Here is a 24,119-nt window from a genome sequence, read left to right as displayed (position 1 = left end):
CTCCAAGGCGGCGAAACCGCTGATCTCGCACAACCGGTCCGGCCTTACCGGATGCGGATGATTTGCGCCAGCGATCCCTGGTCAGAGCATGTAGCTTAATTATCATACCAGATCAATTGACGAGTATGATAAAAACAATTAGAGACTCCAGCACCCGGGCCTGAGCGCCCGGCCTATCGCTGGGAGGTAATCATGCGACTTTTGAAGACCGCGCTCGTCGCGGGCGCGCTTGCCGTGCTGTCCGTCACGACCATCGCTGCATATGCTCAGGACACCAAGATCGGTTTCATCGTCAAACAGCCGGAAGAGCCGTGGTTCCAGGACGAATGGAAATTCGCCGACCAGGCCGCCAAGGAAAAGGGTTTTACCCTGGTCAAGATCGGCGCCGAGGACGGTGAGAAGCTGATGTCGGCCATCGACAACCTCGGCGCGCAGGGCGCGCAGGGCTTCATCGTCTGCACGCCGGATGTGAAGCTCGGCCCCGGCATCGTCGCCAAGGCCGCCGCCAACAATCTCAAGCTGATGACTGTGGATGATCGCCTCGTTGGCGCAGATGGCAAGGCGCTGGAAGACGTGCCGCATATGGGCATTTCGGCGACCAAGATCGGCGAGGCCGTCGGCCAGGCGATCGTCGACGAAATGAAGGCGCGCGGCTGGAAGGCCGACGAGGTCGGCGCCATCCGCGTCTCTTATGACCAGCTGCCGACCGCCGTCGACCGTGTCGAAGGCGCCATTTCGGTGCTGAAGGCCAATGGCTTCAAGGCCGAGAACATTTTCGACGCCCCGCAGGCCAAGACCGACACCGAGGCTGCGCTCAATGCGGCGACAGTGGTGCTCAATGCCCATGCCGACATCAAGAAGTGGGTCTCCTTCGGCCTCAATGACGAAGCCGTACTGGGCGCGGTGCGCGCTTCCGAGAGCGTCGGCATTCCGGCCGATGGCATGATCGGCGTCGGAATCGGTGGCGCGGATTCGGCGATCAACGAGTTCAAGAAGCCGACCGCCACCGGCTTTGTCGGCACGGTGATCATCTCGCCGAAGCGTCACGGCTACGAGACGGCGCTCAACATGTATGACTGGGTCGCCAACAACAAGGAACCCGAGAAGCTGATCCTGACCGCCGGTGCGCTCGCCAAGCGCAACGACTACCAGACGGTCCGCCAGGGTCTCGGCATCGAATAATCCTCCCTGTACAAACAGGCGGCGGCTCATAGCCGCCGCCTGTTTGGCATCACGCAGAAGGATTGGCGTCCGTGTCCTTTCTCGATTTCTCGCGCATCACCAAGACCTATCCGGGCGTCAAGGCGCTGTCTGACGTCTCCTTCGGCGTCGACAAGGGCGCCGTGCACGGCTTGATGGGCGAGAACGGCGCCGGCAAATCCACGCTGATCAAGATCCTGTCCGGTGACCAGCATGCCGACGAAGGCGAAATCAGCATCGACGGCAAGGTCCAGGCCTATTCATCGACAAGGGATGCCTTCGACAATGGCGTCATCGTCATCCACCAGGAACTGCAGCTCGTCCCCGAATTGACTGTCGCGGAAAACCTCAGCCTCGGCCGCTTTCCCGCCAGCGCCGGCATCATCGCCCGCGCCAGGATGCGGGACGATGTCGGCGCCAAGCTGAAATCGGCCGGCATCGACATCGACATCAGCCGCAAGGTCAAGACGCTGTCGATCGGCGAGCGCCAGATGGTCGAGATCGCCAAGGCGATCATGCTCGATGCGCGCGTCATCGCGCTGGACGAACCGACGTCGTCGCTGTCGTCGCGCGAAAGCGAAATCCTGTTTGCCCTGATCGACCGCCTGCGTGGCGAGGGCAAGGTCATCATCTATGTCTCGCACCGACTCGACGAAGTGTTCCGGCTCTGCGACAGCCTGACCGTGCTGCGTGACGGCAAGCTTGCCGCGCATCACGCCTCACTGAAAGATGTCACCCGCGACCAGGTTGTCGCGGAAATGGTCGGCCGCGAAATTTCCGACATCTGGGGTTTTCGTCCGCGCCCATCCGGCAATGTCCGGCTGAAGGTCGAAGGCCTCTCAGGGGCAAAGCTGAAGACCCCGGCCAGCTTCGAGGCGAAGGCAGGCGAGATCGTCGGCTTCTTCGGCCTGATCGGCGCCGGGCGCTCGGAACTGATGCGGCTGGTATTCGGTGCCGACCCGCGCTCGGGCGGCGCCATCGGTGTCGACGGTAAGGTCGTGCATGCCACCGATCCGCATGACGCGATCCGCGCCGGAATCGTGCTGTGTTCGGAAGACCGCAAACATGACGGTATCATCCAGGGCCGCTCGATCGAGGAAAACATCAACATCTCGTCGCGGCGCCACCACACGCGCTTCGGTGTGCTCAACCGCGCCAGCGAGATCGCCACCGCCGAGACCTTCATCAACAAGCTCAAGGTACGCACGCCGTCGCGCAAGCAGGACATCATCAACCTGTCCGGCGGCAATCAGCAGAAGGTCATCCTCGGCCGCTGGCTGTCGGAGCAGGGCGTGCGGGTGCTCATCGTCGACGAGCCGACGCGCGGTATCGATGTCGGCGCCAAGTCGGAAATCTACGAACTGCTCTACCAGCTTGCCGAGGACGGCATGGCGATCGTCGTCGTCTCGTCCGAACTTCCGGAGGTGATGGGCATTTGCGACCGCATCCTGGTGATGTGCGGCGGGCGCGTCAGTGCCGAACTCACGCGCTGCCAGTTCGCCGAAAAAGCGATCCTGGCCGCTGCTCTTCCCGATCAGAAAACACCCGACGCGATCGCTTCCTGAGGATCTTGCCATGACCGACCAGTTGAAGAAAATCCTGCTCGGCGAACAGGGCCTCGTCGTCATCTTCATCGTCGCCTTCGCTCTGGTGTCGTTGCTGGTGCCGAACTTCCTCACCGACCGCAACATGCTCGGCCTGCTGCAGTCGGTGGTCACCGTCGGCATCGTCGCCTGCACCATGATGTTCTGCCTCGCCGCGCGTGACTTCGACCTCTCGGTCGGCTCCATCGTTGCCTTTGCCGGCATGGTCGCGGTGATGGCATCGAACTACACCGGCTCGATCCTGCTCGGCCTGCTGGCGGCAATTGCCTGCGGCGCCTTCGTCGGCTTCATCAATGGCGTCGTCATCGCCAAATTCCGCATCAACGCGCTGATCACGACGCTTGCCACCATGCAGATCGTGCGCGGCTTTGCGCTGATTGCATCGGACGGCCGTGCCGTCGGCATCAACAGCCCGGATTTCTACCAGCTGGCGCTGTCGAAGCTGCTCGGCATACCGACGCCGATCTGGGTGTTGGCGGTGTTGTTCGGCATCTTCGGCTTCGTCTTGAACCGTACCGTGTTCGGCAAGAACACGCTGGCCATTGGCGGCAATCCCGAGGCGTCGCGGCTGGCCGGCGTCAATGTCGACTGGACGCGCATCTGGATTTTTGCGCTGCAAGGCGTGGTCTGTGGCATCGCCGGCATCCTTTTGGCCTCGCGCATCACGTCGGGCCAGCCCAATGCGGCGGTCGGGCTTGAACTCTCCGTCATCTCGGCGTGCGTGCTCGGCGGCGTCTCGCTTGCCGGCGGCCGCGCCACGATGTCGGGCGTCATCGTCGGCGTGCTGATCATGGGCATTGCCGAAAACGCCATGAACCTGCTCAACATTCCGGCCTTCTACCAATACATTGTGCGCGGCGTGATCCTGCTGCTTGCGGTGCTGCTCGACAATCTGCGTTCGTCGGCACTGGGTCGGCGCTGACCATCTTCCAGTGGAGTGACAGCCATGGCTGAGCGCCTGTCCGGTAAACGCATCTTCCTGACCGGCGCCGCGCAAGGCATCGGGCTTGCCATTGCGCAGGCCTGCCTTGCCGAGGGGGCAAAGCTGTTCCTGGTCGATCGCGACGGCGCGCTGCTGGACAAGACGGTCGCCGGCCTTGCCGCGCCGCAGGGCCATATCGGGCATGCCGCCGCCGACATCAGCGACGGGGCCGCGATTGCCGCCGCCGTCAGACACGCAGGCGACGCAATCGGTCCGATCAACGCGCTGATCAACAATGCCGGGATGAATCTGTTCTCGACGCCGCTCGAGGCGACCGAGGAGGAGTGGAACCGCAATTTCGACGTCAACGTCAAGGGCGCCTGGAATTGCAGCAAGGCGGTGCTGCCGGGCATGATCGCAAGTGGTGGCGGCGCGATCCTCAACATCGCTTCGACGCACAGCTTCACCATCATTCCGCACACGTTTCCCTATCCCGTCGCCAAGCACGCACTGCTTGGGCTGACCAAATCGCTGGCGCTCGAATATGCGGGGCAGGGCGTGCGCGTGAACGCGCTGGCGCCCGGCTATGTCGAGACGCAGAAAGCGATCGACTATTGGAACAGTTTTCCTGATCCGGCGGCGGCACGCGCCAACACTCTGGCACTGCATCCCGGCGGCCGCATCGCCTCGACGCGCGAGATCGCGCTGGCCGCTGTGTTCATGATTTCCGACGAGTGCCCGTTCATGAACGCAGCCACTCTCGTCGTCGATGGCGGGCTCAGCCAGCTGCAGCATCCCGCCTGAATTCCGGGAAAGATCATGACCAAGAGACGATCGCAGCACTGGTTCGGCGGGCAGGGCAAGGATGCCTTCATCCACCGCAGCTGGATGAAGAACAACGGCCTGCCCGATGACGCTTTCGACGGCCGTCCGGTGATCGGCATCTGCAACACATTCTCCGAGTTCACGCCCTGCCATGTGCATTTCCGCGGCCTGATCGAGCACATCAAGGCGGGCGTGCTGGAGGCCGGCGGCCTGCCGCTGGAGTTCCCGGTGTTTTCGTGCGGCGAATCCAATCTGCGGCCGACGGCGATGCTGTTTCGCAACCTCGCCTCGATGGATGTCGAGGAGGCGATCCGCGGCAATCCGATGGACGGCGTCGTGCTGATGGCGGGTTGCGACAAGACCACGCCGTCGCTGGTGATGGGCGCGGCGTCCTGCGACCTGCCGGCGATAGTCATCTCCGGCGGGCCCATGCTCAACGGCCGCTTCCAGGGCCGTGCCATCGGCTCCGGCACGGACGTCTGGAAATTCTCCGAGGATGTCCGCGCCGGCGTGATGAGCGAGCAGGATTTCGCCAACGCCGAAAGTGCCATGTCGCGCTCGCCCGGCCACTGCATGACCATGGGCACGGCTTCGACCATGGCCTCGATGGTCGAGGCGCTCGGCTTGGCGCTGCCAGGCAACGCCGCCTATCCCGCCGTCGATGCGCGCCGCAACCGCATCGCCCGCATGACGGGGCGGCGCATCGTCGAAATGGTCAATGAGGATCTGCGCCCGTCGGCCATCCTGAGGAAGGAAGCCTTTGCCAACGCAATCCGCGTCAATGGCGCGATCGGCGGCTCGACCAATGCGGTCGTGCATCTGCTGGCGATTGCCGGCCGCGTCGGTACCGAGCTGACACTGGACGACTGGGACCATTACGGCCGCGACGTGCCGACCATTCTCGACCTGATGCCGTCCGGCCGCTTCCTGATGGAGGACTTTTGCTACGCTGGCGGCATTCCGGCGGTGATGAAAGAGATCGCCGACATGCTCGATCTCGATGCGCTGACGGTCACCGGCAACAGCGTGCGCGACAACATCGCCGATGCCAGGAATGACAATCCGGAGGTCATCCGCCCGCGCGACAAGGCGCTCACGCAACAAGGCGGCATCGCCGTGCTGCGCGGCAATCTGGCGCCGGATGGCGCCATCATCAAACCGTCGGCGGCCTCGTCGGCGCTGATGAAACATCGCGGCCGCGCTGTCGTCTTCGAGGATATCGATGATTACAAGGCGCGCGTCGACGATCCCGCGCTCGACATCGATGAGAACTCGATCATGGTGCTGAAGAATTGCGGCCCCAAGGGTTATCCGGGGATGGCCGAGGTCGGCAACATGGCGCTGCCGCAAAAGCTGCTCAAGCAGGGCGTGCGCGACATGATCCGCATTTCCGACGCGCGTATGTCCGGCACCGCCTTCGGCACGGTCGTGCTGCATGCGGCGCCCGAGGCGGCTGTCGGCGGTCCGCTGGCGTTGGTCCGGAGCGGCGATATCATCGAGCTCGATGTCGAGGCGCGGAAGCTGCATCTCGAAGTCTCGGAACAGGAGCTGGCGCGGCGTCGTGAATCCTGGCAGCCGCCTGTGCCGGCGATGCGAGGAGGCTATCAGAGCCTTTATGTCGACCGCGTGCTGCAGGCCGATCGTGGCGCCGACCTCGATTTCCTTGTCGGCAGTCGCGGCCACGCCATTCCGCGCGAAAGCCATTGAGGCCGACCGATGCCGAATTTCCGGCCTGACGATTTCCACGGCATTCACGCCATTCTCTACGCGCTCTTCGACGAACAGGAAAAACTCGACCGCGCGGCGATGCGCAGGCAAGTCGAGATCTGCCTGGCCTCTGGCGTGCACGGCATGGCGGCGCTTGGCTTGGCGACGGAGGTTGCCAAACTGACAGAGGCCGAGCGGCGGACGATCATGGATTGGACGGCGGAGGATATCGCGGGCAAGGTGCCGCTCGCCTTCACCATTTTCGGCTCATCAGTGGCTGAACAGGTCGCGCAGGTGCGGCACGCCGAAAGCGTCGGCGCCGATTGGGTGATCCTGCAGCCGCCACCGGTCGGATCCTACGGAGCGCCGGAGTACATCCGTTTCTTCGGCCGCGTTGCCGAAACCACCGACCTGCCGGTGGCGATCCAGAACGCGCCGGCTTTTTTCGGACGCGGCCTGACGTCGGATGAAATTCGCGACCTCGTCACGCTTCATCCCAACATCAGCCTGATCAAAGGCGAGGGGCCGGTCACGGACATTGCCGGCCTGATCGAACGCACCGAAAGCCGAATCCCGATCTTCAACGGGCGCGGCGGGCTGGAGCTGATCGACAACTTCCGCGTCGGCTGCCGTGGCATGATTTTGGCGCCTGACTGCATTGACCTCGCCGTGCGCGCCTATGAGGCCCTCCGCACTGGCGACGAGCCTGCGGCCGAGGCCGAGTACGCAAAGATGCTGCCGGCCGCCGTCTTCGTCATGCAGGGAATCGAGAACCTGATCTGCTACGGCAAGCGGCTGTTCGGCGCCCGTGCCGGCGTGCCGATACACGACCGCGCGCCGGCAATGCGGCCCAATGAGGTCGGCCTTGCGATGGTCGAGCGCTTTGCATCCCACCTGGGCAAATTACCGGGATAGGGCGCTATCCCTGCGGCGTCGACCGCCGCGTTGACGGAGCGAGGAGTCGCGATCAGAAACGCTCGCGATAGGCGCGCGGATTGGTGCCCAGCACGCGCAGAAAGCCGCGCCGCATGGTTTCTTCCGAACCGAAACCGCAGCGGCGTGCCGTCTGGTTAACGGGCTGGCCCCGCTCCAGCATCCGTCGTGCCGCCTCGATCCGGATCTCCTCGATCGCGCGGGCCGGTGTCCGGCCGGTGGCCTCGCGATAGCGTCGCGAAAAACTGCGCGGGCTCATACTGGCGTGGTCGGCCAACTGCGTCAGCGACAGGTCGCCTGCCAGATTTTCGAGGATCCAGCCATGCAGCCGGTCGAAGCGCCCGTCGCCTTGCTGCAGCTTGAGCGTCTGGCTGAATTGCGCCTGGCCGCCGGGACGTTTCAGGAAGACCACCAACTCGCGCGCCACGCTGAGCGCCGTATGCCGGCCAAGGTCGGCCTCGACGAGGGACAAGGCGAGGTCGATCCCCGCCGTTACGCCGGCCGATGTCCAGACATTGCCGTCACGAATGAAGATTGGATCGGGTTCGAGGCGGACCGCCGGAAAGCGCCGGGCGAACTCCGCGCAGCGTCCCCAATGGGTCACCGCGCGACGGCCGTCGAGCAGGCCTGCCATCGCCAGCAGCATGGCGCCGCTGCACACGGACGCGGTTCGCGTGGCATTGCGCGAGCGGCTGGCGATCCATCGGACAAGCTCGGAATCCTCGCAGGCTGCGTTGACGCCCCATCCGCCTGGCACGACCAGCGTGTCGATCTCACCTCCGTGGGTCGGCAGCGCCGCGGCTTCCAGCACGAGACCGGCAGATGTCCTGATCCGCGGCGAGGCGGCGACCATCACGACCTCGTAGGGCGCTGGTTCTCCGGCCTGCCTCTTGAAGTCGTTGGCGCTGGCAAAGACTTGAAGCGGTCCGCTGACGTCGAGGAGCTGGACGTCGGGATAGGCAAGCACTTCGATACGGCGCATTGGGTTTGGCCTGAAACGAGGGGTGAATGGCAATCGTGCCAAACCATGATGCCTTAGATTGCCCGAAGTCAACCCACGGAGATTTCCATGCCCCTTCGTTTCGGCATCCTCGTATTCCCCAACGTCCAGCAACTCGACCTCACTGGCCCCTACGAAGTCCTGGCGTCCGCCAAGGACGCCGAGGTGGATCTGATCTGGAAGGACCGCAATCCGGTGATGTCGTCGACGCATCTCTCGCTTACCCCGACGGCGACCTTCGACGATTGCCGACCTCTCGATGTGCTGTGCATTCCGGGCGGGGGCGGGGTCAACGCGCTGCTGGAGGACCAGACAGTCCTCGATTTCGTGTGGGAGCGCGCGGCGCAGGCGCGCTACATAACTTCGGTGTGCAGCGGCGCCCTGGTGCTCGGCGCGGCCGGGTTGCTGAAGGGCAAACGGGCGACCACGCACTGGTATGCGCATGATTTCCTTGAAGAGTTCGGGGCGATCCCCGTCGATGAGCGTATCGTCGAGGACGGCAAGCTCATTACCGCCGGCGGTGTCACTTCCGGCATCGATTTCGGCCTGGCGCTGGTTGCGAGACTGCTTGGACAGGAGGAGGCTGAGATCGTGCAGCTCTCGCTCGAATACGCCCCGGCTCCCCCCTTTCGGTCAGGCACGCCCGCCGAGGCTTCGCCTGCCGTGCTGGCGCAGGCAAAAGAGCGCCTCTCTGGTTCGAGGCGGGTTCGCGAGGAAATGTTCGCTCGCTGGCGCGAGGCTCGCGCCGCCGCTGCGCCGGTGCGCAGCCACGGCTGAAGCGGCAGGGCCGAAGGCGCATATCTTCGCCATTCGGCCCGGCTGCGTTTCCACTGTTGACACGTCCCTTCGTCTGTGCAGAAATTGGTTGGACCATTGAACCACTTTGAGTGCCACAGGCGTGACCGAGTTCAGCCTCCCGCCGATCCAGACGACGGCCCGCGACGATGCGGTGCTGAAGGCGTTGGCCGGCTTTGTCATGCGCGAAAAGCTGGAGCCAGGTGAGAGGCTGCCGACCGAACGTATCCTCGCTGAGCGCCTGAAAGTCAGCCGCAACACGGTGCGCGAGGCGCTCACACGCTGGGAAGGGCTTGGCCTGGTCGAGCGCCGGCAGGGCTCGGGCACCTATCTCAAGGCCGCCGTTTCGCTCGACATGCTGCACATGCCGCTGACGCTCGCCGGCGGCAATGATTTCACCGGCCTGATGCGCACGCTGGAAATCCGCCGCGCGCTGGAAGCGGAAGCCGCCGCTCTTTGCGCCATTCGCGCCGACAAGGACGATCTCGCCGAGATCGAGCGCAAGCTCGACATCATGGAGGAAGAGTTTCTCAGCCGGGCCGGCATGTCGTCGGAAGAGGACTGGGAATTCCATCAGGCGATCTACCGCGCCTGCGGCAATCCGCTGTTCGAGCAGATCATCGCCGCCATGCACGAACTGTTCCACCGCTTCTGGGAACATCCGCTCGGCGTGCGTGATTTCGGCCACGCCAGCTTTCCCTACCACCGCACCATGTTCAATTGCATCGCCGCGCACGACCCGGAAGGCGCCCGGGCCGAGGCGCTGAAGCTGATCGCCACGGTCGAGGACGATTTGAAGCGCGGTGCCGCCAACCTCAAACTTTCGGACCGCAAATGAACGAGCACAGTTTCGACCCAGGGATTTCCGGCAGCGACTATCTCGCCGAGGCGGCGACCCTTCTGGCGCATGACGACCCGTTCCCCGGCAATGCCGTGGTGCCGCCCATCTACCAGACCTCGCTGTTCACATTCGGCAGCTATGCCGAGATGGCCGATACCTTTGCCGGTCGCAGGAAGCAGCCGATCTATTCGCGCGGCGACAATCCGACGGTGATGGAATTCGAGTCACGCGTCGCTGCGCTTGAAGGCGCTGAGGCCGCGCGCGGATTCTCCAGTGGCATGGCGGCAATCAGCTCTACCGTGCTCGCCTTTGTCGGTGCCGGCGAGCGTATCGTTGCGGTGCGCAACTGCTATGGCGACGCCTACCGTCTGTTCGAGCGGCTGTTCCCGCGCCTCCACATCAAGGTCGACTATGTCGACGGCTCCGATCCGGATGCGATTGCCGCAGCTCTGCCCGGCGCGAAACTGCTTTATCTGGAAAGCCCGACCTCGATGATGTTCGAGCTGCAGGACATCGCGCATCTGACGCGGCTGGCCAAGGAGCAGGGCATCGTCACCACCATCGACAATTCCTGGGCGACACCGGTGTTCCAGAAGCCGATCCTGCACGGCGTCGATCTCGTCCTGCATTCAGCCTCGAAATATCTCGGCGGCCACAGCGATACCGTCGCCGGCGTGGTGGCTGGCTCGGCTGCCCATATCAAGCACATCAACGACCAGACCTATTCCCAGCTCGGCGCGAAGCTGTCGCCCTTCGAGGGCTGGCTGCTGCTGCGCGGCTTGCGCACGCTGCCGCTCAGGCTGCCGCATCACATGAAGAGCGGGCTCACCATCGCCGAGCGCTTGAAGGCGCATGACAAGGTCGAGCGGGTCAACCACCCCGCCTATTCCAATCATCCCGGCAAGAAGACGCTTGCCGGCTATGCCGGGCTGTTCTCCTTCGAAGTGACGGAGGATGTAGACATTCCGGCTTTCGTCGATGCGCTGAAATTCTTCCGTATCGGCGTCAGCTGGGGCGGCCATGAAAGCCTGGTCGTGCCGGCAAAGGCCTCGCTCGAGCAGACGCCGGGTCTCAATTCGATGGCGCGCTTCGGCGTCAGCCCCCGAACCATCCGCTTCAGTGTCGGATTGGAAAGCGTCGAAGACCTCTGGGCCGACATCGCCCAGGCTTTTGACAAAAGCAAAGTCTTCGACAAAGCAAAAAAATAACTGGGTTCAAAATGGGAGTTCTGAACATGAGAAGACTGACAATCATGCTTGCCACTGCTGCCGGCCTGGCGATTTCCGCCAGCGGCGCGTTGGCCGACACCACCATCAAACTGGTCGAGGTCATCACCAGCCCGCAGCGCACCGAATTTCTGAAGAAGCAGATCGCCGAGTTCGAGGCGGCCAATGCGGGCGTCAAGGTCGAGGTGGTCTCGCTGCCCTGGGGGCAGGCGTTCGAGAAATTCCTGACCATGGTGCAGGCCGGCGATACGCCCGACATCGTCGAGATGCCCGAGCGCTGGATGGGCCTCTATGCCACCAACGGCCAGCTCGAGGATCTCGGCCCCTACATGGCCAAGTGGGACGATGCCAAGACGCTGGGCGATCGCGCCAAGCAGTTCGGCTCTACGGTCAACAACACCCAGTTCATGATCCCCTACGGCTACTATGTGAATGCGCTGTTCTGGAACAAGAAGCTGTTCAAGGAAGCCGGTCTCGACGGCCCGCCGGCGACGCTCGACGACTTCATTGCCGATTCAAAGAAGATCTCCGCCATTCCGGGCAAATATGGCTATTGCTTGCGCGGCGGCCCGGGCGCCTTCAACGGCATGCATATGTTCATGAACATCGCCGCCGGCAAGGGCGGCTATTTCAACGAGGACGGAACCTCGACCATCAATGACGAGGGCTCGGTCAAGGGTCTGCAGATGCTGGCCGACATGTACAAGGACGGTCTGGCGCCGAAGGATGCGGTGAGCTGGGGCTTCAACGAGACGGTCACCGGTTTCTATTCCGGCACCTGCGCCATGCTCAACCAGGATCCGGATGCGCTGATCGGCATTGCCGACAAGATGAGCGCCGACGATTTTGCCGTGGCGCCGCTGCCGGTCGGACCGAGCGGCAAATCCTATCCGACACTGGGCTATGCCGGCTGGGCGATGTTCGCCAATTCGCAGCACAAGGACGATGCCTGGAAGCTGATGGCGACGCTGTTGTCGCCCAAGGACAATCTGGAATGGGCCAAGGAAGTCGGCGTCGTGCCGATCCACAACGGCGCCGACCAGGACGCTCATTTCAAGACCGAGCAGTTCAAGGGCTGGTTCACCGAGCTCAGCGACACCTCCAAATATGAAATGGTGACGCCGCCGACGCATCTGGAAAACCTCGGCAATTTCGTCGACCAGGTGGCGATCAAGAATTTCCAGGAAGTGCTGCTCGGGCAGAAGACGGCCAAGGAGGCGGCCGACGCATGGGCCACCTTCCTGACCAAGGAACAGCAGGACTGGCTGGCCAAGAACAAGAAGTAGTTCTTCTTCCTTCTCCCCGTTCACGGGGAGAAGGTGGCCCGAATGCATGTCGCCCAAAAGTGCGTAGCGGTTTTGGGACAACGACATGCACAGACAGGCCCGGATGAGGGGCTGCGCCAGCACCCCAAGGCTTAGGGCTGCCCCTCATCTGCCTACCGGCATCTTTCCATGAACGGTGACGACGCTAGTCGCCAATCCCGACTCCAGGAGACGATTTAGCACCCGATGACCTACGCCGTGTCCGCAATACGACCCGCAGGCAAGCCGCGAAAAAAGCGGCTGACGCATGCCGCCATCGAGCCCTGGCTTTATCTCTCGCCGGCGATCGTTCTGCTGGTCGTGGTGCTGTTGGTGCCGCTGATCATCGGTATCAGCTACTCCTTCCGCAAGTTCTCGGCCTTCAAATCCGAATATGTCGGCCTCGGCCAGTATCAGGCGATGCTGACCGACCAGGTGCTGGGGCAGGCGCTGGTCAACACGCTGTGGTGGACGGTGGCCAGCCTGTTCTTCCAGTTCTTCCTCGGCCTTGGTCTCGCGCTGCTGCTCGACAAGCCGTTTGTCGGCCGCAAGTTCGTGCAGGCGGTTGTGTTCCTGCCCTGGGCGGTGCCGTCCTTCCTGTCGGGCCTCACCTGGGCGTGGCTGTTCAATCCGATCATCGGGCCGCTGCCGCATTGGTTGTTCGCGCTTGGCCTGAAGGCCGAACCGACCAATGTGCTCTCCGATCCGGCGACCGCCATGTGGGGGCCGATCATCGCCAACATCTGGTTCGGCATTCCGTTCTTCGCCATCACGCTGCTGGCGGCATTGAAGTCGATCCCGTCGGAGCTGCATGAGGCCGCCGCCATCGACGGCGCCTCGCCGTGGCAGCGCTTCACCAAGGTGACGCTGCCCTTCCTGGCGCCGACCATCGTTATCACCGTCATGCTGCGCACGATCTGGATCGCCACCTTCGCTGATTTGATCTTCGTCATGACCGAAGGCGGGCCGGCAGGTTCGACCAGCACCGTGCCGGTCTACATCTATGTCAGCGCCTTCAAGTCTCTGGACAAGGGTTATGCCTCGGCGGTGGCGGTGCTGCTGCTGGTGCTGCTCATCGCCTATGCGATTGCCCTGATCGCCATCCGCCGCTTGCTGGTGAGGCACGTCTGATGATCGCCGGACGCTCCACCTCCTCGCGTATTTTCAGCGGCATCGGCCTCTACGCGGCGATTGCCGCCTACATGATCTTCGCCCTGTTCCCGATCTTCTGGACGCTGAAGATATCGGTGACGCCGGAACGGCTGCTCTATTCCGAAGGCATCACGCTGTGGCCATCGGAAACGACATTCCGAAACTTCATCACTGTTCTGGAAGCATCTGATTTCCCGCGCTATTTCCTCAACAGCGTCATCGTCTCGGTGTCGACGGCGGCCCTGGTGACGGTCATCGCCACGCTCGCCGGCTACGCCATGTCGCGCTTCACCTTCCGCGGCAAGGCAACGCTGGCGATCATGCTTTTGCTCACCCAGACCTTCCCGCTGGTCATGGTCATTCCGCCGATCTACCGCGTCATGGGCGAGCTTGGCCTGACCAACAGCCTGGTCGGGCTGATCATCATCTACACCGCCTTCAACACCGCCTTCGCCACCTTCCTGATGCAGTCCTTCTTCGACGGCATCCCGAAGGACCTGGAGGAAGCCGCGATGATCGACGGCTGCACGCGGGCCCAGGCGATGCGCAAGGTGATCGTGCCGCTGACCTTGCCCGGCATGGGTGCCACGCTCGGCTTCGTCTTCACCGCCGCCTGGAGCGAATTGCTGTTCGCGCTGATGCTGATCTCCAGCGATGACCAGAAGACATTTGCCGTCGGCCTGCTCACCTATATCGGCAAGTTCGCCGTCGACTGGGGGCAGATGATGGCGGCGTCCATTCTGGCGCTGATCCCGGTCTGTATCTTCTTTGCCTTCCTGCAACGCTATCTCGTCACCGGCCTCACCGCTGGCGCGGTCAAAGGATAATCGATGGCTTCCGTCACGCTGCAAAATGTCGAGAAGGATTACGGTTCGCTGCGCATCCTGCACGGCGTCGACCTCGAAATCGCCGATGGCGAGTTCGTCGTGCTGGTCGGCCCGTCCGGCTGCGGCAAGTCGACCTTGCTGCGCATGATTGCCGGGCTGGAAGAGGTCTCCGGCGGCGAGATCCGCATCGGCGAGCGGCTGGTCAACGATGTCGCGCCGAAGGACCGCGACATTGCCATGGTTTTCCAGTCCTACGCGCTCTATCCGCATATGGATGTGTCGTCGAACATGGGCTTCAGTCTGCTTCTGAAAAAGGCGGAGAAGACAACGATCGACGGCAGGGTAGGGGCAGCAGCCAAGCGGCTCGGCCTCGACAATTTTCTCGGGCGTCTGCCGCGGCAACTGTCGGGCGGCCAACGCCAGCGCGTCGCCATGGGCCGCGCCATCGTGCGCGATCCCAAAGTGTTTTTGTTCGACGAGCCGCTATCGAACCTCGACGCCAAGTTGCGCGTGCATATGCGCGCCGAGATCAAGGCGCTGCACCAGCAGCTCAAGACCACTTCGGTGTATGTCACCCACGACCAAATCGAAGCCATGACGATGGCCGACCGCATCGTCGTCATGCATGACGGCTACGTGCAGCAGGTCGGCCATCCCCTGGAACTCTATGACCGGCCGATCAACACCTTCGTTGCCGGTTTCATCGGCTCGCCCGGCATGAATTTTTTGCCGGCGACCGTCGCCAAGGGCGGCAAGGTGGATGCCGTGCTGGCCGATGGCCAGAAGCTGAGATTGCCTGACGGCTTGCCCTTGAAGGATGGTGACAAGCTCACCGTCGGACTGCGGCCGGAACACATCCAGCTTGCCGATGATGGTCCGCTCAAGGCAGAGGTCGAGGTGGTCGAGCCGCTCGGCCTGTCGACACAGTTCTATGTCAGGTTCGCGGACCAGCAGATTTGCGTCTTCGTCATGGGACGCAGCAATGTCCGACCGGGCGATACGGTGCGGCTGTCAGCCGATCCGGCTGCGCTGCATCTGTTCGATCCTGCGACCGGCAATCGCATCGGGTGAGGGTGCCCGGCAATCAACCTACCGGTGGTTGCTCAGGCTGGCATACATGCCGGTGGTGCGGAACTGCGTCGGGTTGATGCCGTAGAGCCGGCGGAAGACTTTCGAGAAATAGTTGGCGTCCTCGAAGCCGCACAATATGGCGACTTCCTTGACCGGCAGGAAATCGGCCTTGGTCAGAAGTTTCGCCGCACGCTGCAACCGCTGCTGCAGCACGAACTCGGCCGGCGGGATACCTTCGCTTTCGGCGAAGCAGCGCGAGAAATGCGCGCGGCTGAGGCCGCTGATCGAAACGAGGTCGGCCACCGGCAGAGGCTTGTCGAGATTGGCGTTGATGTGGTCGATCACCGGCTGCATGGCGCTCTGTTTCTCGGTGAAGGCATGCGAGCCGAAAACATCGTCGTAAAGCGCCATCGCCGCCTCATAGGCGATCGCCGAAGCAGCGCCCGGCGAAGCGGCGCCGTTGATGAGACGCAGGCTGCAATCGGCGAGATGATCGATCGTCTCGGGCTGCAGCCGAAACACCGGGCCGGAGACGCTGAGAATGGATTTGTGGATGCGCAGCGCCTCCTCGCCATTCATCGAGATCCAGAAATATTCCCAGCGGTCGCCCTTCTCCAGCCAGTAGCGGTGGTTGTGCGGCACCAGCACCAGCAGCGTGTCGTTGGCCTGCAGGCGATAGTTGCGGTTCTCGTAGCGCAGTTGGCCGGTGCCGCTGATCGTGTGCTGCAGAACAGTGAACGGCGTCTGGCCGCGCTTGCGTCCATCCCAGTCGTAGGTCACGCCCTCGCGCACTTCATAGCCGGTGCTGGTCGGCATGGCATGCAGGCGCTGACGGCCGCGCGGCAGCGAGATGGTGCGCATCAACTGTCCGTTGGCGATCAGATCGCGCAGCACAAAATTACCCTCGAAAGCATAATCGTTCTCTGGCCGCGCCCTGGAATAACGGCATAATCCAAATCCTGAGAACGCGAAAGACCCGCGGTTGAGGAGCGGGCGGGGAGGAGAAAGAGCCGGAATTCCGGCTCGAATGGCACGCGCGCCGTGGCGCGCCGCCATACCCTCCTCCTTTGCTCCTTGCTTGGCATTCGATTGGATCGAGGTGAAGGTGATGAGTTTCAAAATCGCTATTATCGGCGCCGGCAGCGTCGGCTTCACCAAGAAGCTGTTCACCGACATTCTGTGCGTTCCGGAATTCAGCGGCATCGAATTCGCGCTGACCGATCTCAGCGAGCACAATCTCGAGATGATCAAGGCGATCCTCGACTGCATCGTCGAGGCCAACAAGCTGCCGACCAAAGTGACAGCTACCACCGACCGCCGCAAGGCGCTCGAAGGCGCGCGCTATGTCATCAGCTGTGTGCGGGTCGGTGGGCTCGAGGCCTATGCCGACGATATCCGCATTCCCTTGAAATATGGCATCGACCAGTGCGTCGGCGACACAATTTGCGCCGGCGGCATTCTCTATGGCCAGCGCAACATTCCGGTCATCCTCGACTTCTGCAAGGACATAAGGGAACTCGCCGAGCCCGGCGCGAAATTCCTCAACTATGCCAACCCGATGGCGATGAACACCTGGGCGGCGATCGAGTATGGCAAGGTCGACACCGTCGGCCTCTGCCACGGCGTCCAGCACGGCGCCGAACAGATCGCCGAAGTGCTCGGCGCCAAATCGCATGGCGAACTCGACTATGTCTGCTCCGGCATCAACCACCAGACCTGGTTCATCGACCTCCGGCTCAACGGCCGCAAGATCGGCAAGGATGAACTGGTTGCAGCTTTCGAAGCACATCCGGTTTATTCGCAGCAGGAAAAGCTGCGCATCGATGTGCTGAAGCGCTTTGGCGTCTATTCGACCGAAAGCAACGGCCATCTTTCCGAATATCTGCCCTGGTATCGCAAGCGGCCGGACGAAATCACCCGCTGGATCGACATGTCAGACTGGATCCACGGCGAGACCGGCGGCTACCTCCGTTACTCCACCGAAACGCGCAACTGGTTTGAGACGGAGTTCCCGCAATTCCTCGAGGCGGCATCGAAGCCGCTCGACATGTCGAAGCGCTCGAACGAGCATGCCAGCCACATTCTCGAAGCGCTGGAGACCAACCGCGTCTATCGCGGGCATTTCAACGTCAAGAACACCGGCATCATCACCAACCTGCCGCAGGACGCCATCATCGAATCGCCCGGTTTCGTCGACCGCTTCGGCATCAACATGGCCTCCGGCATCACGCTGCCCGAAGCGTGCGCGGCCACCTGCATGGCCTCGATCAACGTCCAGCGCATGTCGGTGCATGCGGCGATATCAGGCGATATCGACCTGTTGAAGCTTGCAGTGCTGCACGATCCGCTGGTGGGTGCGGTGTCGACGCCGGAAGAGGTCTGGCAGATGGTCGACGAGATGGTCGTCGCCCAGGCGCGCTGGCTGCCGCAATATGCCGATGCCGTGCCGGAGGCCAAGGAGCGGCTTTCGAAATCGAAGGTGAAAACCCGGGACTGGGCGGGAGCGGCGCGGCGCAAGGTGCGCTCGATCGAGGAATTGCGCGCCGAAAAGACGGCGCTGAAACAGGCCGGTTGAAAATGTTTTCAGGCGGGCCGCGGGAGGCCGGTTCGCCAATCAGCCGTCCCGAGTAAAAGCGGGCAGCAGCAGACGTCGAAACATCTGGGAGGAACACAATGAGGAACTTTCGCAGAATTGGCATTCTCGCCGGGCGCAGAATTGGCATTCTCGCCGGACTGACGCTAAGCGTCTCGGTATCGGCGCTCAGCGCATACGCATCCGAGCCGACGACGCCGCCGGTGCCGGCGGCATTTCCCGCCGAGGGCAAGATCAAATACGTCGCCCGCGATTCCATCCTGGAGTTCAAGGCGCTGCCCGAATATCACGAGCCCGACTGGGTCACCGAGAAATACGTCAAGACCGGCAAGCTGCCGCCGGTCAAGGATCGGCTGCCGAAGGAGCCGCTGGTGTTCAAGACCAGCAACATGCCGGACGGCATCGGCGTCTATGGCGACACCATGCGCCACGTCATCGGCGGCCGGCCGGAAGGCTGGAACTATGGCGCCGGCCAGACGCAAGGGTGGGGCGGCATCGACATCGGCCTTTCCGAATGCCTGACGCGCACCGCGCCGCTGTTCCAGGTCGAGGCCAAGGACACCGAGCCGCTGCCGAACCTGGCCCGGAACTGGGACTGGTCAAAGGATGGCCACACGCTGACGATGCACCTGGTCGAAGGCGCCAAGTGGTCTGACGGCGTTGCCTTCAATGCCGACGATGTCATGTTCTACTGGGACGACGAGGTCGTCGATCCCAATGTCTCGCCGTTGAACGGCGCCACCGCGGAAACCTTCGGTGTCGGCACAACGCTGAAGAAGATTGATGACTATACCGTCGAGTGGACGTTCAAGGACGCTTTCCCGAAACAGTATCTCTATGCCATGGCCTACGGCACCTTCTGCCCCGGCCCGGCGCATATCCTCAAACCGCAGCACCCGAAATATTCCAAGAACACCTACGAGCAGTTCAAGAACGCCTTCCCGCCGGAATATATGAACATACCGGTGATGGGCGCCTGGGTGCCGGTGGAGTATCGGCCGGATGACATCATCGTCATGCGCCGCAACCCCTATTACTGGAAGGTCGACGAGAAGGGCAACCAGCTGCCTTACCTCAACGAGGTGCACTACAAGCTGTCGACCTGGGCCGACCGAGACGTGCAGGCGGTGGCGGGCGCGGGCGACTTCTCCAACCTCGAGCAGCCGGAGAATTTCGTCGCTTCGCTGAAGCGCGCGGCGGACAAGGATGCACCAGCCCGGCTCGCTTTCGGCCCGCGCCTGATCGGCTACAATCTGCGCATGAATTTCTCCGCCAATGGCTGGGGCAATCCCGATGAGCGCGGCCAGGCGATCCGCGAGCTGAACCGCAACGAGGATTTCCGCAAAGGCGTTACCATGGCGCTCGACCGCAAGGCGCTCGGCGACTCGCTGGTCAAGGGTCCGTTCACCGCCATCTACCCCGGCGGCTTTTCCTCCGGCACCAGCTTCTATGACCGCAACTCGACCGTCTACTATCCCTTCGATCTCGAAGGCGCCAAGGCGGAGCTCGCCAAGGCCGGCCTGAAGGATACGGACGGCGACGGTATCGTGAACTTCCCAGCCGGCACCGCCGGCGGCAAGGATGTCGAGATCGTGATGCTGGTCAATAACGACTACACCACCGACAAGAGCCTTGCGGAAGGCGTCGTCGCGCAGATGGAGAAGCTGGGCTTGAGGGTCGTGCTCAACGGCCTCAATGGCACCCAGCGCGATGCCACCCAATATTCCGGCCGTTTCGACTGGCTGATCCGGCGCAACGAGCAGGAGCTGACCTCCGTCGTGCAGAATACTGTGCAACTCGCTCCCATCGGCCCCAAGACCAGTTGGGATCACCGCGCGCCGGAAAGCGGCCAGGTCGACCTGATGCCTTTCGAAAAGGATCTCGTCGACATCGTCAACAAGTTCGTCTCTTCGTCAGACAATGACGAGCGCGCCAGCCTGATGAAGGAGTTCCAGAAGATCTCGACGGAGCACGTCTACAATGTCGGCCTGACGGAATATCCCGGCGCCCTGATCATCAACAAGCGCTTCTCCAACGTCCCGCAGGGAACGCCGATCTTCATGTTCAACTGGGCCGAGGATTCGATCGTGCGCGAGCGGTTGTTCGTTGCCGCCGACAAGCAGCAGAAATACGAACTCTTCCCCGAGCAGCTTCCCGGCAAGCCCGGCGACAAGGGTCCGACGAACTGAGTTACCTCCCCTGGCTGACGCCCGGCCGCGCKGCGCGCGCGGCCGGGACGGAGTAAGGTCAGCGGCAGACAACACTGAAACCTGCAACAAGGAGGAGAGACGGTGCTGCGATTCCTGGCTATGCGCATAGCATCGGCGTTGCCGGTTATGGTCATCCTGAGTTTGGTCACTTTTGCCATCATCCAGGCGCCACCGGGAGACTATGCCGACTATATCCGCTCGCAGCTCATCAACCAGGGCGGGGCCTCGTTCGCCGAAGCCGACGCGCAGGCGCAAGCCTACCGGGTCGAGCATGGCCTCGATAGACCGCTGCCGGTCCAGTATCTCAACTGGATCGCCGGCATCGTTACCCGCGGCGATTTCGGCTACAGCCTCTACTACAACAAGCCGGTCGCCGCCGTGGTCGGCGAGCGTTTGCCGCGCACGCTGCTTCTGGCGCTGGTCTGCCATCTGCTTGCGTCGGTGCTCGGCATCACCTTCGGCATCTGGGCGGCGACCAGGCAGTACACCTGGATCGACTCGACGCTGTCGGCCATCTCCTTCCTCGGCATGACCGTGCCGCGCTTCCTGATGGCGCTGATCATCGTCTATCTCATGGTCTTCCAGTTCAACGTGTCGGAGATAGGCAGTTTCTTCTCGCCGCAATATGGCGGCGCGCCGTGGTCGTGGGCTAAGTTCGCCGACCTCGTGAAGCATGTCTGGCCGGTGGTGGCGATCGCCACCTTCGGCGGGCTCGCTTACAATATGCGCGTCATGCGCGGCAATCTGCTCGATACGCTGAACGCCCAATATGTCGAGACGGCCAAGGCCAAGGGGCTCACCGGCGGCGCCGTCGTCATGCGCCATGCCGTGCCCAACGCGCTGCATCCGCTCATCATGTATCAGGGCGTGGTGCTGCCCTACATGCTGACCGGCGAGATCGAGACGGCGATCATCTTCGCGCTGCCGACGGTCGGGCCGGCGATTGTCGGGTCGATGGCGGTCGGCGACGTCTATGTCACGGCGACCTTCATGATGGTGCTGTCGGCGACGCTGATCGTCGGCAACATCATCGCCGACATGCTGCTTGCGCTGCTCGATCCGCGCGTGCGCCAGTTCGGGGAGAGCTAGATGCTGGCACGCGACCCATCCCCGCCGCCACCGCCGGCTGAAGCAACCGCGGTTGCGATCCCGCGCGGCAATGAGAGCTATATGGCGCTGGTCTGGCGCCGGCTGAGGCGCTCCTGGACTGGCATGGCCGGGCTGATCCTGGTCGTGCTTCTGGTGGTGATGGCGCTGTTTGCCGATTTCTTCGCGCCGATGGACCCAAAGGCGACCGATGTCGCTTTCGCCCCGCCGCAAGTCATGAGCTTCCACGACAGAGACGGCAATTTCGTGCTCCAGCCGCGCGTCTATGCGCTGGCGGATTCTGCTGACCTCGACCCGGTCACCTTCCAGCCGGTCGTTGGGCCGGACTACGAGCATCCGCGCCTGCTCGGCTTCTTCGTCAAGGGCGCCGAGTACCGGCTGCTTGGCCTGATCCCCGCCAACCGCCATTTCTTCGCCTCGACAGACGGCCTGCCGGTGCACTTCCTCGGCACCGACAAATTCGGCCGGGACGTGCTGTCGCGCGCCATACAGGGGTCGCGCGTCTCGCTGATGATCGCGCTGACGGTGGTCTTCATCATCACCGTCATCGGCACCACCGTCGGCATGGTGTCGGGCTATTTCGGCGGCCGGTTCGACGTCTGGGTGCAGCGCTTCGTCGAGCTGGTGCTCGCTTTCCCGCAATTGCCGCTTTATCTGGCGCTGACGACGCTGATCCCGGTGACCGCGCCGACCAACGTCTTCCTCGCCTTCGTCATCATCGTCATGTCGGCGCTTGGCTGGGCGCAGATGTCGCGCGAGGTCCGCGGCAAGACGCTGGCGCTGGCGCGGATCGACTACGTGCGCGCCGCCATGGCGGTCGGCGCCACCGACATGCGCATCATCATGCAGCACATCTTTCCCAATGTGATGAGCCACGTGATCGTCGCCGTGACGATCGCGATCCCGACGGTGGTGCTGCTCGAAGCCTTTCTCGGTTTTCTCGGCTTCGCGGTGAAGCCGCCACTGATCTCATGGGGGCTGATGCTGCAGGACACCGCGACCTATTCGGTCATCGGCACCTATCCCTGGATCCTCTCGCCGGTCGGCTTCGTGCTGGTCACCGTCTTTGCCTTCAACGCACTGGGCGACGGCCTGCGCGATGCCGTCGATCCCTATTGAGGTGGCCTGAATGACCGTCGCGCTCGCACAATCCTTCGCACCGGCTGTCCGGCTCGACCATGCCGGCCGCCACGACCAGCCCATCATCGATGCCCGCAACATCGAGGTCGCCTTCAAGGTCGAGCACGGCGTCGTTGACGCGGTGAAGGATGTCTCGTTCCAGCTCTATCGCGGCGAGACGATCGCCATCGTCGGCGAGTCCGGCTCCGGCAAGTCGGTGACGGCGCGCACGGTCATGGGGCTCTTGTCAAAGCGGGCCACCGTGTCGCCGAAATCAAGCGTCGACTATTGCGGGCAGGACATACTGAAATTCCCCGAAAGCGCCCGGCGCAAGCTGCGCGGCAACCGTATCTCGATGATCTTTCAGGAGCCGATGAGCTCGCTGAACCCGATCTATACGGTCGGCAGCCAGATCGTCGAAGCAATCCGAGTGCATCGCAAGGTGAGCCGCAAGCAAGCCTGGGCGCGGGCGCTCGAGCTTTTGCGGCATGTCCAGATTCCCGAGCCAGAAGCGCGCATCAAGCAGTATCCGCACCAGATGTCGGGCGGGCAGCGCCAGCGTGTGATGATCGCCATGGCGCTCGCCAACGATCCCGACGTGCTTATTGCCGACGAGCCGACGACCGCGCTCGACGTCACGGTGCAGGCGCAGATTCTCAACCTGATCCGCAATCTGCAGAAAGAGCTCAGGATGGCGGTCATCCTAATCACCCACGACCTCACCGTGGTGCGGAAATTCTCCGACTATGTCTATGTCATGCAGTATGGCGAGATGTGCGAGCACAATGTCACCGAGCGGCTGTTCGCCGACCCGCAGCATGCCTACACCAAACGGTTGCTCGCCTCCGAGCCGCACGGCAAGCCGCAGCCGCTGCCTCAGAACAGCGGCACCATCCTCGAGGCCCACGACATGCGCGTCTGCTTCATGCTGCGCCATGGCAGCTTCCTGAAGCCGGACTGGCGCGAACTCGTCGCCGTCGACGATCTCGGCCTGAAACTTTGCCGCCACGAAACACTTGGGCTGGTTGGCGAATCCGGCTCCGGCAAGACCACGTTCGGTCTTGCTCTGCTCAAGCTCACCGACGCCAAGCATGGCGAGATCAGCTTCGACGGCAAGCCGATCCAAGGCCTATCGCGCAGCGAGATGCGGCCGCTGCGCTCGCGCATGCAGGTCGTCTTCCAGGATCCGTTCTCCTCGCTCAACCCGCGCATGACGATCGGCCAGATCATCGAGGAAGGGCTGGTCGTCAACAGGTTAGGCGCGACACGGCGCGAGCGGGTCGATCGGGTGCGTGACGCCCTGGTCAGCGCCGGCATGCCGGGCGACATTCTTTCGCGCTTTCCGCACGAATTTTCCGGCGGCCAGCGGCAGCGTATCGCGATTGCGCGGGCCATTGCGCTGGAGCCAGAATTCATCCTGCTCGACGAACCGACGTCGGCGCTCGACCTCTCTGTGCAGGCGCAGATCATCGACCTGTTGCGCAAGCTGCAGGACAAGCGTGGTCTCAGCTACCTCTTCATTTCGCACGACCTCAAGGTGGTGCGCGCGCTCTGCCACCGCGTCATCGTTATGCAGAACGGCAAGATCGTCGAGCAAGGACCCGTCGACGAGGTTCTCACCAATCCCAAGACCGCCTACACCGAACGGCTCGTCAGGGCCGCCTTCGACGTGGCGTAGCAAAG

The 24,119-nt window shown here is 62.9% G+C and carries 20 protein-coding genes; 18 read left to right on the top strand and 2 right to left on the bottom strand.

What is annotated here, in order from left to right; translation table 11 throughout:
• The first annotated feature begins 192 nt into the window (after positions 1–192).
• From AC1DYO_RS08355 to AC1DYO_RS08330, 6 genes are all read left to right on the top strand, one after another.
• Positions 193–1,182 carry an arabinose ABC transporter substrate-binding protein gene (locus tag AC1DYO_RS08355; protein WP_477262104.1) on the top strand — a complete coding sequence of 330 codons (990 nt, stop codon included), beginning with the start codon at positions 193–195 and terminating at the stop codon, positions 1,180–1,182.
• Between the two features lie 71 nt (positions 1,183–1,253).
• Entirely contained in the window at positions 1,254–2,765 is a 1,512-nt protein-coding gene (araG, locus tag AC1DYO_RS08350; RefSeq protein WP_477262102.1) for an L-arabinose ABC transporter ATP-binding protein AraG, read from the top strand.
• 10 nt (positions 2,766–2,775) lie between these two features.
• Positions 2,776–3,726, top strand: coding sequence for an L-arabinose ABC transporter permease AraH (araH, locus tag AC1DYO_RS08345; protein ID WP_477262100.1), 951 nt, complete (start codon positions 2,776–2,778; stop codon positions 3,724–3,726).
• 24 nt (positions 3,727–3,750) lie between these two features.
• Positions 3,751–4,530: an SDR family oxidoreductase gene (locus AC1DYO_RS08340; RefSeq protein ID WP_477262098.1), complete on the top strand. Its 780-nt coding sequence runs from the start codon at positions 3,751–3,753 to the stop codon at positions 4,528–4,530.
• Between the two features lie 15 nt (positions 4,531–4,545).
• The gene (locus tag AC1DYO_RS08335) at positions 4,546–6,258 is read left to right on the top strand and encodes an IlvD/Edd family dehydratase (RefSeq protein ID WP_477262096.1); all 1,713 of its coding nucleotides are present in this window, start codon (positions 4,546–4,548) and stop codon (positions 6,256–6,258) included.
• A gap of 9 nt (positions 6,259–6,267) precedes the next feature.
• Entirely contained in the window at positions 6,268–7,173 is a 906-nt protein-coding gene (locus AC1DYO_RS08330) for a dihydrodipicolinate synthase family protein (protein WP_477262094.1), read from the top strand.
• A gap of 52 nt (positions 7,174–7,225) precedes the next feature.
• Here AC1DYO_RS08330 and AC1DYO_RS08325 read toward each other — a convergent pair whose 3' ends face one another.
• Positions 7,226–8,173: a GlxA family transcriptional regulator gene (locus AC1DYO_RS08325; protein WP_477262092.1), complete on the bottom strand. Its 948-nt coding sequence runs from the start codon at positions 8,171–8,173 to the stop codon at positions 7,226–7,228.
• An 87-nt stretch (positions 8,174–8,260) separates the two neighbouring features.
• Here AC1DYO_RS08325 and AC1DYO_RS08320 point away from each other — a divergent pair, with 87 nt between their 5' ends.
• From AC1DYO_RS08320 to AC1DYO_RS08290, 7 genes are all read left to right on the top strand, one after another.
• Positions 8,261–8,968, top strand: a complete 708-nt coding sequence (locus tag AC1DYO_RS08320; RefSeq protein ID WP_477262090.1) for a DJ-1/PfpI family protein — start codon at positions 8,261–8,263, stop codon at positions 8,966–8,968.
• Positions 8,969–9,089: 121 nt separating this feature from the next.
• On the top strand, positions 9,090–9,824 hold the full coding sequence (locus tag AC1DYO_RS08315; protein WP_477262088.1) for a FadR/GntR family transcriptional regulator: 735 nt from the start codon (positions 9,090–9,092) through the stop codon (positions 9,822–9,824).
• On the top strand, positions 9,821–11,035 hold the full coding sequence (locus tag AC1DYO_RS08310; protein WP_477262086.1) for a PLP-dependent transferase: 1,215 nt from the start codon (positions 9,821–9,823) through the stop codon (positions 11,033–11,035). The genes AC1DYO_RS08315 and AC1DYO_RS08310 overlap by 4 nt, the downstream gene beginning before the upstream one ends.
• Before the next feature lie 26 nt (positions 11,036–11,061).
• Entirely contained in the window at positions 11,062–12,339 is a 1,278-nt protein-coding gene (locus AC1DYO_RS08305; protein WP_477262084.1) for an ABC transporter substrate-binding protein, read from the top strand.
• Positions 12,340–12,564: 225 nt separating this feature from the next.
• Complete coding sequence (locus tag AC1DYO_RS08300; RefSeq protein WP_477262082.1) at positions 12,565–13,488, top strand: carbohydrate ABC transporter permease; 924 nt, start codon at positions 12,565–12,567, stop codon at positions 13,486–13,488.
• Positions 13,488–14,336: a carbohydrate ABC transporter permease gene (locus AC1DYO_RS08295; RefSeq protein WP_454574742.1), complete on the top strand. Its 849-nt coding sequence runs from the start codon at positions 13,488–13,490 to the stop codon at positions 14,334–14,336. Before AC1DYO_RS08300 ends, AC1DYO_RS08295 begins: the two co-directional genes overlap by 1 nt.
• 3 nt (positions 14,337–14,339) lie before the next feature.
• A complete protein-coding gene (locus AC1DYO_RS08290) occupies positions 14,340–15,407 on the top strand; it encodes an ABC transporter ATP-binding protein (protein ID WP_477262080.1) in 1,068 nt (355 codons plus the stop codon).
• An 18-nt stretch (positions 15,408–15,425) separates the two neighbouring features.
• Here the strand turns inward: AC1DYO_RS08290 and AC1DYO_RS08285 are convergent, their stop codons facing one another.
• On the bottom strand, positions 15,426–16,268 hold the full coding sequence (locus AC1DYO_RS08285) for an AraC family ligand binding domain-containing protein (protein ID WP_477262457.1): 843 nt from the start codon (positions 16,266–16,268) through the stop codon (positions 15,426–15,428).
• A gap of 247 nt (positions 16,269–16,515) precedes the next feature.
• Between AC1DYO_RS08285 and melA the strand changes: the two genes are divergently transcribed.
• The 5 genes from melA (at position 16,516) to AC1DYO_RS08260 (ending at position 24,114) form a co-directional block, all read left to right on the top strand.
• On the top strand, positions 16,516–17,982 hold the full coding sequence (melA, locus tag AC1DYO_RS08280) for an alpha-galactosidase (RefSeq protein WP_477262078.1): 1,467 nt from the start codon (positions 16,516–16,518) through the stop codon (positions 17,980–17,982).
• A 98-nt stretch (positions 17,983–18,080) separates the two neighbouring features.
• Positions 18,081–20,189, top strand: a complete 2,109-nt coding sequence (locus AC1DYO_RS08275; protein WP_477262076.1) for an ABC transporter substrate-binding protein — start codon at positions 18,081–18,083, stop codon at positions 20,187–20,189.
• A gap of 102 nt (positions 20,190–20,291) precedes the next feature.
• On the top strand, positions 20,292–21,299 hold the full coding sequence (locus tag AC1DYO_RS08270) for an ABC transporter permease (protein ID WP_477231677.1): 1,008 nt from the start codon (positions 20,292–20,294) through the stop codon (positions 21,297–21,299).
• The gene (locus tag AC1DYO_RS08265; protein WP_477262074.1) at positions 21,300–22,436 is read left to right on the top strand and encodes an ABC transporter permease; all 1,137 of its coding nucleotides are present in this window, start codon (positions 21,300–21,302) and stop codon (positions 22,434–22,436) included.
• Between the two features lie 10 nt (positions 22,437–22,446).
• On the top strand, positions 22,447–24,114 hold the full coding sequence (locus AC1DYO_RS08260; RefSeq protein ID WP_477262072.1) for an ABC transporter ATP-binding protein: 1,668 nt from the start codon (positions 22,447–22,449) through the stop codon (positions 24,112–24,114).
• Positions 24,115–24,119: the final 5 nt, after the last annotated feature.

The organism is Mesorhizobium sp. P2_F5, from assembly GCF_056403715.1.
Note: the sequence above shows the minus strand (reverse complement) of the source record. Positions and strands in the feature narration are given on the sequence as shown.